16 protein-coding genes are annotated in these 13,831 nt (G+C 64.0%); 2 read left to right on the top strand and 14 right to left on the bottom strand.

The window, feature by feature from the left end; genetic code table 11:
• Positions 1-12 precede the first annotated feature (12 nt).
• On the bottom strand, positions 13-888 hold the full coding sequence (locus ACIGJG_RS01660) for a pirin family protein (protein ID WP_140949324.1): 876 nt from the start codon (positions 886-888) through the stop codon (positions 13-15).
• 336 nt (positions 889-1,224) lie between these two features.
• On the opposite strand from ACIGJG_RS01660, the gene rpoH reads away from it, so the two are divergent.
• The gene (gene rpoH / locus ACIGJG_RS01655; RefSeq protein ID WP_011296515.1) at positions 1,225-2,154 is read left to right on the top strand and encodes an RNA polymerase sigma factor RpoH; all 930 of its coding nucleotides are present in this window, start codon (positions 1,225-1,227) and stop codon (positions 2,152-2,154) included.
• A gap of 74 nt (positions 2,155-2,228) precedes the next feature.
• On the opposite strand, the gene ACIGJG_RS01650 is transcribed toward rpoH, so the two are convergent.
• The 5 genes from ACIGJG_RS01650 to ACIGJG_RS01630 form a co-directional block, all read right to left on the bottom strand.
• On the bottom strand, positions 2,229-2,849 hold the full coding sequence (locus ACIGJG_RS01650) for an SCO family protein (RefSeq protein WP_041679454.1): 621 nt from the start codon (positions 2,847-2,849) through the stop codon (positions 2,229-2,231).
• A 135-nt stretch (positions 2,850-2,984) separates the two neighbouring features.
• Positions 2,985-3,920 carry a heme o synthase gene (cyoE, locus tag ACIGJG_RS01645; RefSeq protein ID WP_011296513.1) on the bottom strand — a complete coding sequence of 312 codons (936 nt, stop codon included), beginning with the start codon at positions 3,918-3,920 and terminating at the stop codon, positions 2,985-2,987.
• On the bottom strand, positions 3,917-5,020 hold the full coding sequence (locus ACIGJG_RS01640) for a COX15/CtaA family protein (protein ID WP_011296512.1): 1,104 nt from the start codon (positions 5,018-5,020) through the stop codon (positions 3,917-3,919). The genes cyoE and ACIGJG_RS01640 overlap by 4 nt, the downstream gene beginning before the upstream one ends.
• Before the next feature lie 12 nt (positions 5,021-5,032).
• Positions 5,033-5,689, bottom strand: a complete 657-nt coding sequence (locus tag ACIGJG_RS01635; RefSeq protein WP_011296511.1) for an SCO family protein — start codon at positions 5,687-5,689, stop codon at positions 5,033-5,035.
• Positions 5,690-5,761: 72 nt separating this feature from the next.
• Entirely contained in the window at positions 5,762-6,517 is a 756-nt protein-coding gene (locus tag ACIGJG_RS01630; RefSeq protein ID WP_483672677.1) for an SURF1 family protein, read from the bottom strand.
• 117 nt (positions 6,518-6,634) lie between these two features.
• Here ACIGJG_RS01630 and ACIGJG_RS01625 point away from each other — a divergent pair, with 117 nt between their 5' ends.
• Positions 6,635-6,844, top strand: coding sequence for a twin transmembrane helix small protein (locus ACIGJG_RS01625; RefSeq protein WP_011296509.1), 210 nt, complete (start codon positions 6,635-6,637; stop codon positions 6,842-6,844).
• Between the two features lie 118 nt (positions 6,845-6,962).
• On the opposite strand, the gene ACIGJG_RS01620 is transcribed toward ACIGJG_RS01625, so the two are convergent.
• From ACIGJG_RS01620 to ACIGJG_RS01585, 8 genes are all read right to left on the bottom strand, one after another.
• Positions 6,963-7,823 (bottom strand): cytochrome c oxidase subunit 3, encoded by an 861-nt coding sequence (locus ACIGJG_RS01620; RefSeq protein ID WP_011296508.1) that lies wholly within the window; start codon positions 7,821-7,823, stop codon positions 6,963-6,965.
• A 112-nt stretch (positions 7,824-7,935) separates the two neighbouring features.
• Entirely contained in the window at positions 7,936-8,160 is a 225-nt protein-coding gene (locus ACIGJG_RS01615; RefSeq protein WP_011296507.1) for a DUF2970 domain-containing protein, read from the bottom strand.
• Between the two features lie 43 nt (positions 8,161-8,203).
• The gene (locus ACIGJG_RS01610) at positions 8,204-8,818 is read right to left on the bottom strand and encodes a cytochrome c oxidase assembly protein (RefSeq protein WP_011296506.1); all 615 of its coding nucleotides are present in this window, start codon (positions 8,816-8,818) and stop codon (positions 8,204-8,206) included.
• Positions 8,819-8,835: 17 nt separating this feature from the next.
• Positions 8,836-8,967 carry a cytochrome oxidase small assembly protein gene (locus ACIGJG_RS01605; RefSeq protein WP_219916587.1) on the bottom strand — a complete coding sequence of 44 codons (132 nt, stop codon included), beginning with the start codon at positions 8,965-8,967 and terminating at the stop codon, positions 8,836-8,838.
• 64 nt (positions 8,968-9,031) lie between these two features.
• The gene (ctaD, locus tag ACIGJG_RS01600) at positions 9,032-10,639 is read right to left on the bottom strand and encodes a cytochrome c oxidase subunit I (RefSeq protein WP_220631240.1); all 1,608 of its coding nucleotides are present in this window, start codon (positions 10,637-10,639) and stop codon (positions 9,032-9,034) included.
• A gap of 38 nt (positions 10,640-10,677) precedes the next feature.
• Complete coding sequence (gene coxB, locus ACIGJG_RS01595) at positions 10,678-11,943, bottom strand: cytochrome c oxidase subunit II (RefSeq protein ID WP_011296504.1); 1,266 nt, start codon at positions 11,941-11,943, stop codon at positions 10,678-10,680.
• 58 nt (positions 11,944-12,001) lie between these two features.
• Entirely contained in the window at positions 12,002-12,511 is a 510-nt protein-coding gene (locus tag ACIGJG_RS01590; RefSeq protein WP_011296503.1) for a DUF2244 domain-containing protein, read from the bottom strand.
• A 291-nt stretch (positions 12,512-12,802) separates the two neighbouring features.
• Positions 12,803-13,804 carry a methyltransferase domain-containing protein gene (locus ACIGJG_RS01585; RefSeq protein WP_011296502.1) on the bottom strand — a complete coding sequence of 334 codons (1,002 nt, stop codon included), beginning with the start codon at positions 13,802-13,804 and terminating at the stop codon, positions 12,803-12,805.
• Between the last annotated feature and the right edge of the window lie 27 nt (positions 13,805-13,831).

Genomic DNA, 13,831 nt, shown 5'->3' with positions numbered 1-13,831 from the left:
TCCGTCCGCTGCTCAGGATTTGCGCTGGGGCAGCGGAATGCGCTCCGTTTCGCCGGGAACGTGGGGAAACTGGTCGTCCTCCCAGCGCTGCGAAGCGGCTTCGATAGCCTCTTTACTGCTGGCCACGAAGTTCCAGAAGATGAATCGGTGGCCGTCTGTGGGATCGCCGCCGAGCAGCATCACGCGCGATGGCGCCGTGGCGGTCAACGTCACCGCCTGACCGGGCGTCAGCACGACCAGATGCTCGGAGGGCAAGGTTTCGCCGTCGAGCGCCACGCTGCCGTCGACCGGGTAGACGCCCCGCTCGGCATGCTCGGCGGGAATCTCCAGGGTCGCGCCGGCGTCCATCTCGATCGCTACGTACAGCGTGCGGCTGAACACCGTGACCGGCGAAGTCTTGCCAAAGGCATCTCCGGCAATCACCGTCATGCGCACCCCCGGCTGTTCAATCTTTGGCAGCGTGGCGCCCGGATGATGGAAGAACGAGGGCGCGACAGTTTCGTGGTCCTTGGGCAGCGCCACCCAGGTCTGGATACCGTGCAGCCTTGCGCCGGCTTCGCGCACGGCGTCGGGCGAGCGTTCGGAGTGCACAATGCCGTTGCCGGCCGTCATCCAGTTCACGTCACCGGGCCGGATCACCTGCTCGCTGCCGAGACTGTCGCGGTGCATGATCTCGCCTTCGAACAGATAGGTGACCGTGGCCAGTCCGATATGCGGATGCGGGCGCACATCGGCGCCCTTCCCCGGCGGCATCGCCACGGGTCCCATGTGATCAAAGAAGATGAACGGGCCGATGGTCTGGGTCGCCGCTGCCGGCAGGAGGCGACGCACAGTGAAATCGCCCAGGTCCCGCACATGGGGCTTGAGCAAGTGTTCGATGGCAGACATAGGTTCTCCGGTTTGTAGGGGCTTTATTGGCCGTGGCGTGCGCCAGCACTGCCAGTGTAGCGGGTGGTGCAACACAGTATCCCGCCAGGCGGTGCGAACCGAGGCGTGTCGGGGCCCTCTAATTGAGGATATCCAAGCCGCCGATATGCAGGGTAAGTGCCTTAGCGGGACCAAACGCTATCCGAATATATATGATGATCATCAGGAACTATCGACGGCTTCGGGACTCCAATTAGCACTCACCCGGCTTGAGTGCTAAGATGTGTTGCAATGCCGTGCCCTCCCACCGGAGCGGCGCGCCGGCAACCGAACGCCGGATGCGAAAGGAGCTACTGAGTGAACGCAGTCTTGTCTGCCGACCAAACCCTGATGAACAGCCGTCTGCCGACGGCGCCCAAGCAGGCCGGAAGCTTTGCATTGACCTTCCCGGCCACTGTGGGCAACCTGGAAAGCTATATCCAGGCCGTCCATCGCATTCCTATGCTCACCGCAGAGGAAGAGCAACGCCTCGCGCGCGAATTGCGCGAAGATGATTCCGTCGATGCCGCACGCCAGCTGGTGATGTCCCACCTGCGCCTGGTGGTGTCGATCGCACGCCAGTACCTCGGGTACGGCCTCCCGCATGCCGACCTGATTCAGGAAGGCAATATCGGACTGATGAAGGCCGTGAAGCGCTTCGACCCGAATCAGGGCGTGCGCCTGGTGTCGTATGCGATGCACTGGATCAAGGCCGAGATCCACGAGTACGTGCTGAAGAACTGGCGCATGGTCAAGGTGGCGACCACCAAGGCCCAGCGCAAGCTGTTCTTCAACCTGCGCAGCCACAAACAGGGTTCCCATACCTTCACGCCGGAGCAGATCGAAGCCGTTGCGCGCGATCTCAACGTCAAGCCGGAAGAGGTGATGGAGATGGAAACCCGCATGTCGGGTGGCGATCTCGCGTTGGAAGGCCAGGTTGATGACGGCGAGGAGGAATTCGCGCCGATCGCCTATCTGGCGGACAACCACAACGAGCCCACGCGCGTGTTGGAAGCCAAGCGCCAGGACCGTATGCAGGTCGAGGGGCTCGAAGAGGCGCTGGCGCGACTGGATGAGCGCAGCCGCCGGATTATCGAGGCACGCTGGCTCAACGTTGAGGATGACGGCTCGGGCGGTGCGACGCTGCACGAACTGGCTGACGAATTCGGTGTGTCGGCCGAGCGTATTCGCCAGATCGAGGTAGCGGCGATGAAGAAGATGAAGGGGGCGTTGCAGGCGTTTGCCTGACCCCCGGCGCTAACGAGGCGCCATGCAAAAGGCCGGTCCAGTGGACCGGCCTTTTTTCATTGCCGTGCCGTCTCTCAGGACAGCAACTGCTTGATATCGTGGGCGATGGGCTCTGGTCCCTGGCCGTGACGAATGAACAGCCGCAGATGCCCTTCCGGGTCGAACACGTAGCTGCCAGCCGAGTGATCCATGGTGTAGTTGTTGGGCGACGTACCCGGTACCTTGGCGTAGTAGACCTTGAAGTCCTTCGCCACCTTCTGCAACGCAGCCTCATCGGCCGGTCGCATGCCCAGGAAACGCGGATCAAACGCCGGCACGTACTGCGCCAACAGCGCCTGGGTATCCCGCTCCGGATCCACCGTCACGAACAACACCTGCACCTTGTCCGCATCCGGCCCAAGCTGCTCCATGACCGCCTTCAACTCCGCCATGGTGGTCGGGCAGACATCCGGGCAATGGGTGTAGCCGAAGAACATCACGACAACCTTGCCCTTGAAGTCCGAAATCGTCCGGACTTTGCCGTTGTGGTCGATCAGCGAGAAATCCTTGCCGAAATCGGCCCCGCCGCTGATGTCGACGTTCCGGAAAGACGCCTTCTGTTGTCCGCAGGCTGCCAGGGCGAGGGCGAGGAATGCGAGCGCGGCAAAGCGGCGGAATGAGGCGAAGAGCCCGTGGGGCTGGCTTGGCTTGGTCATGGGAAATCGGAAGTCGAGGGGCGCCGGCAAATCCGAGGCGCCGCGATGGCGAGGGCAGCACACAGTATCGCCCATTCGTGCTGTGCGGCACCGCGGCCGCGACAAGATGCCGCAGGCCGCGAAGCTCCAGACCGCTCAGATCTGGGGCACGAACTTGAAGTAGTGATCGATCAGCAGCGCCGCGAACAGCAGCGACAGGTAGAGGATCGAGAAGCGGAAGGCGCGTTGGGCCAGCTGGTCCGAGTAGTTGCGGTACATCGTCCACGAATACTTCAGGAACCAGGCGCCGAGCACCAGTGCGCTGGCCAGGTAGATGTAGCCGCTCATGCCGTAGACGAACGGCAGCAGCGTCGCGGCGATCATCACCAGCGTGTACAGCAGGATGTTGAGCAGCGTGTACTTTTCGCCGTGCGTGATCGGCAGCATCGGCAGCCCGGACTTGGCGTAGTCGGCGCGGCGGTACAGCGCGAGCGCCCAGAAATGCGGCGGCGTCCAGGTGAAGATGATCAGCACCAGGAACCACGCTTCGGCAGGTACGTCGTTGGCAACAGCCGCCCAGCCCAGCGCCGGCGGCATGGCGCCCGACAGGCCTCCGATGACGATGTTCTGCGGCGTGGCCGGCTTGAGCAGAATGGTGTAGACGACCGCGTAGCCGAGGAATGTGGCGAAGGTCAGCCACATCGTCAGGTCGTTGGCAAACACGTGCAGCAGCCACATGCCGGCGCCACCGAGGACGGCCGAGAAGATCAGCGTCTGCGTGGTGGTGATCTCGCCGGTGGCTGACGGCCGCCAGGCGGTACGGCGCATCAGCGCGTCGATCTTCTGCTCGACGAGGCAATTGATCGCGAACGCGGCCCCGGCCAGCAGCCAGATGCCGGCGCCGCCGCCGATCAGCACGCGCCACGGCACCATGCCGGGCGTAGCCAGGAACATGCCGATGATGGCGCAGAACACCGCGAGCTGCGTCACGCGCGGCTTGGTCAGGGCGGCATACTGGCGGGCCAGGTGACGAACCCGGCCCACGGGATGGGAGTGTGTTGCGGTTACCACGGGAGGGAGTTTGTCTTTCATGTGGCGCGAGCGGCGGTCGGCACGCTGGAGGCAGCGCCGGCGGGTCGGGTCGCGAGCCCTATATTGTAGTTGAGACGTACCAACAGCAGCAGGAGCACCGCCGCGCCGCCGTTGTGGGCGACGGCGGCGACCAATGGCCAGTCCAGCACGATATTCGACAGCCCGGTGGCGAGTTGCAGCGCCAGCGCGGCCAGCAGCCAGCGCGACGCGCTGCCCAGCCCTTCGAGCCGGCGCGCACGCATGCCGAACCACGCGAGGTAGCCCAGCACCACCACGGCGAAGCAGCGGTGCACCCAGTGGATCGCCACTAGCGCCGCATGCGGGATGTAGTCGCCGTCAGCAGTCATGCCGAGCTGGCGCCACAGCGTGAAGCCGTGCATGAAGTCCATCTCGGGCACGACCTTGCCGTTGCACAGCGGGAAATCCGTACACGCCAGCACCGCGTAGTTGGTGCTGACCCAGCCCCCGAGGAAGATCTGGATCACCAGCAGCAGCAGCGCCGCGCGCGCGGGCCAGCGCAGCGCGCCAGCCTCGGGTGCGACAAGATGCCGCGGATCATTGCGCGAGCCAAGCCAGATCAGTGCCGCCAGCAGGCTCATGCCGAGCAGCAGGTGCGTGACGACGATGATCGGCTGCAGCTTCATCGTCACCGTGAATGCGCCGAACGCGCCCTGCACGCACACGAGCAGCAGCACGCCCGTGGCGAACCACGGCGATTGCTTCAACTCCTTGCGCTTGACCCACGCCAGCACCATCAGTGTGATGATCAGCACGCCCACGGCCATCGCGAAATAGCGGTGGATCATCTCGATCCAGGCCTTGGCGAGCGTTACCGGGCCGCTGGGCAGCGCGGTTTCGGCCGCGCGAATTGGCTCCACGGCCGAATGCGGGTTGGAGTGGCCATAGCAGCCCGGCCAGTCCGGGCAGCCGAGACCGGAATCGGTCAGCCGCGTAAAGCTGCCGAACATGATCAGGTCGAGCGTCAGGAACGCGGTGATCCAGACCAGCTTGCGATACTTGTTGCGGTCGCCGCGGACCAGCACGTACGAGATCGGGAACAGCGCGATCAGGATGCCAATGATGCCGAGTTGGAGCAGCATGCGTGTCGTCCCTCAGCCGATTCGCGAAACCCGGAGCAGCTTTTTGAGGTCGCCGCTCATCTTCTTGGGATCGGGGTCTTTCGGGAAACGCATCATCAGGTTGCCGAGCGGATCGACCAGGAAGATGGTGTCCTCGATGCCGCTGCCCTCGGCCGCCGGCAGCCACTGGCGCGCGACGTCGGGCGGGATGCGCAGGAAGCGCACGCCGGCATAGGGCTCGTTGTAGGCCGCGCTCAGGCGCTCATCGACCGCGCCTTCGTCCGTGATCAACCAGACCGGCACGATACGCTCGCGGTCCTGACCCTGCCCTGCGCGGATCTGGCGAATGGTGAACAGCTTCTTCGCGCAGGCTTCGTCGCAGGCCGACGGATCGGCGGTCACCAGCAGCCACTTGCCGCGGAAGCTTTCGAGCGGAACCGCCTCAGCGCGCTCGTTGGCGACGCGCACAGGAGGCATCGGGCGCTGCGGATCGATCAGCGCGCCGTAGTTGGTGGCGCCGCCGGTTGGCTTGAATACGTAGTAGGTCAGGTAGGACGCGATCACCGGCGATGCGCACACCAGCAGCAGCAGCAGCATCTGAAGGCGGCCGCGGCGCGTGCGCGCGTCGATGCGCGAGTCCGGCGGAGATGCCGTGCCGGCCGGGGCCGGGGCGGAGTCTTGGTGTGGCATGCGTACGTCTGTCGTTCGTTTGTCGTGGCGCCCGCACGGAGGCGTACGCCGATGTTTATGGCCAGCTGGCCGTTACGGTTGTCCTGCACCGGCAAGCCGCCGCGCACGGCGCCAGCCCAGCACGATCACCAGCACCAGTGTGAGCGCGGCCAGGCCGAACCACTGGAAGGCGTAGCCGTAATGCCGGTCGGCACCCAGGTCGGCCGGTGCCCAATCTCGCGCGAGGCCGTCGCCAGTGTCGGTGCGCTGCTCGATCACGAGCGGCTGCAATGTCACGCCCAGTTCGGCCGCATAAGCCGGCAGGTCGACGTTCTGGCGAATCCGTTTCCCGGCTTCCGCGCTGGCCGACTGGCCGAGGCTATAGACCTTCGGCACCGCGGCAAGTGCCGTGCCTTCGATCGTCACCTCGCCGGCCGGCGTCGTAAATGGCGCGATGCGCGTCCGGTCCTGGGCATCGCGCGGCAGCCAGCCGCGCAGGATCAGCACACTGCGGGCAGCGCTGCCGTCACTCCGGATCACCAGCGGCGTCAGCACCAGGAAGCCGGCGCGGCTGTCGGTGCCATTGCCGTGGGGGCGATTATCCAACAAGACGGTCCGGTCCGCTTCGAAACGGCCTGTCACGCGCACGGTACGGTCGGTGAGATTGGCCTGCACCGGTGCCGTGGTCAATGTCACCGGCGCTTGCGCGGCAAGCTCCTGCAGTCGTGCGGCGCGCGCGATCTTTTCATGTGCGCGGTTGAGCTGCCAGTTGCCGAGCGCGCAGGTCACTGCGATCACGATGGCGGCCGCGACGATCGGCACGGGGCTGAGGGCACGCCACGGCTTCATCGCGCGACTCCAGCCGGGCAATACAGCGCCTTGCCGGCGATGAGATAATGACACTTTCCGCCCACGAGCCCGCGGCACGCACACGTAGTGCACGTATTGCGGCCAGCCTGCCCCGCCATGCGCTTTGTCATCATCGTCGCTTTCCTCCTGATCATCGGCAGCCTGGCCTCGGCCCTGTTCTTCATGATGCGCGACCGCGGCAGGACGCCGAACATGATGCGCTCGCTGATGTTCCGCGTCGGCTTCTCGGTGGCGCTGTTCCTGTTCATCCTGTTCTCGCACTGGATGGGCTGGATCCACAGCACCGGCATCCGTATGAATCCGTAGGGTCCGGAATCCCCAAAAAACAAGCGCCGCAGGGTGGTCATCCTCCTGCGGCGCTTCTGTTTTGCGGTTCCGCGGCGGGAGGCGCTCAGGCCTTCCGCCGGGTACGACAAGTTGCTGCTTACAGCCAGTACACCACGATGTAGAGGAACAGCCACACCACGTCAACGAAGTGCCAGTACCAGGCGGCGCCTTCGAACGCGAAGTGATGATCGGGGGTGAAGTGGCCCTTGAGCACGCGGATCAGCACCACGGTCAGCATGATCGCGCCCATGGTCACGTGGAAGCCGTGGAAGCCCGTCAGCAGGAAGAACGTGGAACCGTAGACGCCCGAGGTGAGCTTGAGGTTCAGTTCCGAGTAGGCATGCATGTACTCGTAAGCCTGGAAGCACATGAAGACCGCGCCGAGCAGGATGGTCAGCACCAGGCCCTGGATCACCTGGCTGCGCTTGCCGGCCAGCAGCGCGTGGTGCGCCCAGGTCAGCGTCACGCCCGACATCAGCAGCAGTGCCGTGTTGATGGTGGGGATCGGCCACGGGCCCATGGTCTGGAAGCTCTCGACCACGCCGGCCGGGCCGCTATTGGGCCATACGGCGGCAAAGTCGGGCCACAGGATCTTGTTGTCGAGGTCGCCAAGCCACGGCATGGCGATGGTGCGGGCGTAGAACAGCGCGCCGAAGAACGCGGCGAAGAACATCACTTCGGAGAAGATGAACCAGCCCATCGACCAGCGGAACGACAGGTCGATGTTCTTGCCGTACATGCCCCCTTCGGATTCGCCGATGGCGTCGCTGAACCAGCTCTTGAGCACGAACAGGAACCACAGCAGGCCGAAGCCGCACAGGTACGGCGCCCAGTGCTGCCCGTTCACCCAGCCGGCTGCGCCGGCGCCGGTCATCAGCAGGCCGAAGCTTGCCGTGATCGGGTGGCGCGACGGTCCCGGTACGAAGTAGTACGGAGCGTTTGCGCGATTCGCACTCATTCTTTTATCTCCAGCTCAGAGTCTTGGTTCAATCGTTATCGGCACATCCGGCAGCCTTCCCTCCCAGGCTGCCGTTGGCACTGCTTTTCTGTCTACCCTACTTCCTGCCCTGCTACGCCGCGGCCGAACTGACCACGACGCGTACGATCGTAATGAGGATCGCGATGAATACCGCCGCCGCGATCACCCCGGCAATGACCACATGCACGGGATTCAGCTTCGCCATGTCGCTCTCGTGCGCCGCGCCCTTGCGCAGGCCGATGAACGACCACAGCACCGCGCGCATGGTCTGCCCGAAAGACATCTTGCGTTTGACCGCGTCCTTCAGTTCATCCACCGCCGTCTCCTCTGTCCTGCCTCAACCTGCGTTCAACCTGTCCTCAGCTACCGTTGCCGGGCCGGCTGTCCAGCTCGCCCTGCGGTGCCTGCGCCACCGGCGCACCCACTTCGAAGAACGTGTACGACAGCGTGATGTTCTTCACATCCTTCGGCAGCTTCGGGTCGATCACGAACACCACCGGCATCTCGCGCGCTTCCTTGGCCTTGAGCGTCTGCTGCTTGAAGCAGAAGCACTCGAGCTTCTTGAAGTACTCGGTGGCTTGCTTGGGCGCATAGCTCGGGATCGCCTGCGCGGAAATATCGCGCGGTTGCCCGTTGGCCACTTCGTAGACGATCGTCGCCATCTCGCCGGGATGCACTTCCATGCTGTTCTTCACCGGACGGAACGCAAACGGGCCGCGCGCGTTCGAATCGAACTCCACCGTGATGGTGCGGCTCGTGTCGACCTGCGTGTTCTTGAGCGATCCGCCGTACAGCTCGCGCGTGGTCACCACGTTCAGCCCGGTGAGATCGCAGATCTTCTTGTACAGCGGTACCAGCGCGTAGCCGAACCCGAACATCACGCCGACGATCACGATCAGCCGCAGCATCATGCCGCGGTTGAACCGCTTGTCGGCTTCGTGGTTCTGGCTCTGCCCGTTCTGATCGACGCTCATCCCGCTACCCCGCAGCTTCAGCCAAGGAAAACCATCTTGGCGAAGAACCCCAGAAAGAAAACCACCACGATCGAAAACAGGATCAGCCCCAGGCGCCGGTTGGCGGCTTTCTGGTCAGTTTGCGATGGGTTTTTTTGTGGAGCCTGCATCTTGTGTTACCTGCCGGCCCGGGAGACGGCGTTGCGTCTCCCGAAGCCTTGTTGCGACTAGTGCTTAGCGAACTTGCGGCGGCACTTCAAAGGTGTGGAACGGCGCCGGCGACGGCACGGTCCACTCCAGGCCCTCGGCACCTTCCCAGGGCTTGTCCGCGGCCTTCTCGCCGCCACGGTAGGACGGCAGCACCACGAAGAAGAAGAAGTACACCTGCATCAGGCCGAAGCCCAGTGCCCCGATCGACGCGATCGCGTTGAAGTCCGCGAACTGGGTCGGGTAGTCGGCGTAGCGACGCGGCATGCCGGCCAGACCCAGGAAGTGCATCGGGAAGAAGGTAACGTTGAAGAAGATGATCGAGCCCCAGAAATGGATCTGGCCGCGGGTTTCGTTGTACATGAAACCGCTCCACTTCGGACCCCAGTAGTAGAAGCCCGCAAACAGCGCGAACAGCGAGCCGGCCACCAGCACATAGTGGAAGTGCGCCACGATGAAGTAGGTGTCCTGCAGCTGGATGTCGATCGGCGCCACGGCCGGCATCAGGCCGGTGAAGCCGCCGATGGTGAACACGAAGATGAAGCCGATCGAGAACAGCATCGGGGTCTCGAAAGTCATCGAGCCGCGCCACATCGTCGCGATCCAGTTGAAGATCTTCACGGCCGTCGGCACCGCGATCAGCATGGTCGCGTACATGAAGAACAGCTGGCCCGTCACCGGCATGCCCGTCGTGAACATGTGGTGCGCCCATACGATGAACGACAGGATGGCGATCGAAGCAGTCGCGTACACCATCGAGCTGTAGCCGAACAGGCGCTTGCGGGCAAACGCCGGCACGACCTGCGAGATGATCCCGAAAGCCGGCAGGATCATGATGTACACCTCGGGGTGGCCGAAGAACCAGAAGATGTGCTGGTACATCACCGGGTCACCGCCGCCGGCAGCCGAGAAGAAGCTCGTGCCGAAGTGGCGATCAGTCAGCACCATGGTGATGGCGCCGGCCAGCACGGGCATCACGGCGATCAGCAGGTAGGCGGTGATCAGCCACGTCCAGCAGAACATCGGCATCTTCATCAGCGTCATGCCCGGGGCGCGCATGTTGAGGATGGTCACGATGATGTTGATCGAGCCCATGATCGACGACGCGCCCATGATGTGCATGGCGAAGATGGCCATGTCCATGCCCGGACCCATTTGCACCGACAGCGGCGCGTACAGCGTCCAGCCGGCGGCGGTGGCGCCGCCCGGTGCGAAGAACGAACCGGCTAGCAGCAGCGCGGCCGGCGGCATCAGCCAGAAGCTGAAGTTGTTCATGCGCGCGAACGCCATGTCGGACGCGCCGATCTGCAGCGGGATCATCCAGTTCGCGAAACCCACGAAGGCCGGCATGATCGCACCGAACACCATGATCAGGCCATGCATGGTTGTGAACTGGTTGAACAGCTCGGGGCGGAAGAACTGCAGGCCCGGCTCGAACAGCTCCAGGCGGATCAGCAGTGCCAGCAAGCCGCCCGACAACAGCATGATGAACGCGAACAGCAGGTACAGCGTGCCGATGTCCTTGTGGTTGGTGGCGAACAACCAGCGGCGCCAGCCATGCGGGTGATCATGCGCGTGGTCGTCGTGCGCGTGATCGTGCGGATGGCCGATTGCGTCGGGGGTAGCAGTACTCATCGCAAATGCTCCTCTAATCCTGTCCTGTCTTCAGCCGGTCAGCCTGCGGTGCGGTCGCCCGCGATGCTGGCCTGCTTGCTGCCCTGGTCTTTGGCGGGCTTCGCGTCCGCCTTCGGTGCGTCGCCGCCTGCAGCGCCGCCGCCCTCGGGGAACTTGCCGGCGCGGGCATTCACGAAATCGCTGGGCTGGATCACTTCGCCGGTCTTGTTGCTCCAGCTGTTGCGCACATAGGTCATCGCTGCAGCCAGCTCCGTATCGGACAGCTGCTTCCACGACGGCATGGCGTTCTTGCCTTCCAGCATGATGTGCATCTGGCCGGCCTTCGGGCCATTCACGATCTTCGAGCCGTCCAGCGCCGGGAACGCGCCGCCGCCCTTGCCGTTCGGCTGGTGGCAGACCGCGCAGTTGGCGGTGTAGACCTTCTCGCCGCGCGCCTTCATTTCGTCGAGCGTCCAGGTCTTGTTCGGATCATCGGCCTTGGCGGCCATTTCCTTCTTCTTGCCGTCGACCCACTTGGTGTAGTCGGCGTCGGACACCACGCGCACGACGATCGGCATGAACGCGTGTTCCTTGCCGCAAAGCTCGGCGCACTGGCCGCGGTACACGCCGATTTTCTCGGCCTTGAACCACGTGTCGCGCACGAAGCCGGGGATCGCATCCTGCTTGACGCCGAATGCCGGAATCATCCAGGCGTGGATCACGTCATTGGCGGTCGTGACGATGCGCACCTTCTTGTTGACCGGTACCACGAGCTCGTTGTCGACTTCCATCAGGTAGGTGTTCGACTTCGGCGCTTCGTTGTTGATCTGTTCGCGCGGCGTGGTCAGCGTGGAAACGAAGGAGATGCCTTCGCCCTCGCCCTTCAGGTAGTCGTAGCCCCACTTCCACTGGTAGCCAGTGGCCTTGATGGTGACGTCGGAGTTGGTGGTGTCCTTCATGGCCACCACGGTCTTGGTGGCGGGCAGGGCCATGGCGATCACGATCAGGAACGGGACGATGGTCCAGACCACTTCGACCGTGATGCTTTCGTGGAAGGAAGCAGGCTTCGCACCCTTGGCCTTGCGGTGCGTGAACACGGAATAGAACATCACGCCGAACACGGCAACGAAGATCACCGTGCAGATGATCAACATCATCCAGTTCAGCCAGTGAATCTGTTCGGCGATCTTCGTGACCGGCTCGGTCAGGTTCAGCTGACGCACGGCGGGACCGCCGGGCATGTCACTGACCGCCAGGGCCGCCTGGCTGGCAAGCAGGGATGCGCTCGCCAGACAAACTGCGGATGCCTTCTTCCACATTTTCATTTGTTATCTACCCAATTTACAGATCCAAATCTGTCCCCGCATCCGCCCCCGCCACCTCTCAGAGGCGGCGCAGGGCCGCTGCGAGCTCCTGGGCGAACTTGCGCCGCTTGTGCGGGTCCAGATAGCACCCCACCTGCACAACGCGCTTGCCCGAACGCAGAGTCACCAGCGCGCGGAACGATTCCCCCAGTTCGACCCGCACCCACTGCGGGTTGAATTCATGGCGCGTCAACCGCTGCGCACTGGCTGTCTCCACGACCAGCACGCCATCGTTGATGCTGACACGCTCATAGTCCGTCGCATGACGCGCATACACAAGCAGAGCAATCCCCAGTCCGAGCAGGTCCAGGCCGGCAAATGGCAGCACGAGCCAGGACCCTTGCACCGCGAAAAACAACGCGATAGCAAGCGAGACAGTGAAGATCGAGAGGTAAAACCAGCCGACCTGGCGTGGAGAGAGCGAGCAATTTCGCTTCATCAGCCAGTCGTGGGGCGCGGGGGGAGGTCCGTCGAGATTTCCGCCGGAGTCACCACTTGCCGTCTGGAATGCGATACCCAAGTCTTGCATCGCCAACCACTCTGCATCGGATGCACACCCGGGACGATTGCGCCCTGAGTGCACCGTGCGAGTGCAACTCCAGGACGTTCTTGTGCCAGGGGACCACTGCGACAAACTGGCGCATTATAGGGCGCTTCGCATACACGGACAAGGCCGCACATTGACCAAAGCGCTTGCGCGGCGTAGGGATTTATGCTTAACGCGCATTAACGAGATCGCCCGCAAAGCCAGTGCAGACGCGGCCTCGCGGGCGATCCGCGCGTGTTTTCGTTACGCGGAAGTCATTACAGTCGTAACTGCTCAGCGGCGGGGCCTGGCCCGGCCGATCTTGTCCAGCGGCACGACCGCGCGGCCAAGTTCGTCCACCTGCTGCGCACCACGCGGGGGCAGCTTCCAGGCGTGGCCGTAGACGATTTCGAAGGTCAGCGGAATCACGCCATCGGCATTGCGCAGGCGCTCAAGCGCCGCGCACACCGCCTGATGCCAGCGCCGGCCATGCAGGCCGGCACGCCGCAGGGCCGGATGCGCGCGCAGGCCGCCGAAGGCTTGCACCTCGCGCAGCAGCATCTCGGGCGATTCATAGGTCACGGTGAGCGTTTCCATGTCCATCACCGGCGTGGACCATCCACCATGTACCAGCATGTCGCCGATATCGTGCATGTCGACAAAGCGCAACGTGTGGGTCGCGGTATCGACTTCCTCGAACGCCGTGCGCAGTTCGCGCAGCGTATCGGGGCCGAACAGCGAGAACATCACGAGGCCATCGTCGCGCGTCACGCGGTGCCACTCCGGGAACACGCGATGCGGCTCCGGATGCCAGTGCAGCGCCAGGTTGGACCACAGCAGGTCGAAGCTGCCGGGCGCAAAAGGCAGTGTGGCAAGATCGCCCTGGACCAGATCGAACAGCGGGCGCTTGCCGAGCAAGCGGCCGACCCAGCCGGGCCGCCGTTGAGGATCGCGCTGGCCCGCTTCGGCCAGCATCACGCCGGAAATATCGAGGCCGGCAATCTGTGCATCGGGAAAGCGCGCGCGCAGGCCGGCCAGGCCCTGGCCGTGTCCGCAGCCGATGTCCAGCGCGCGCTGCGGCGTCAGCCGGACCACCTCCATGCGTTCCTGCATGCGGCGGCCGATCTCGCCAAGCAAGAAATCGAGCTGGCCGAACGCGGCGCTGCGCCGGTCGAAGGCGATCCGGGTCAGCCGCGTGGGCGGCACGAAAGCATCGGGAGAATCGGCGGCATGCAGGGACACGGGAAAACCAGGCAACAGGAAGACAAGGAAGGCGCGGCAATATTGATGGCGCATGGCAGCCGCGCGCCATGGCGGACGACT

Source organism: Cupriavidus sp. C1SS-2L (genome assembly GCF_057073735.1).
The sequence above is the reverse complement of the archived record's forward strand: the minus strand, read 5'-3'. Positions and strand labels throughout refer to the sequence as shown.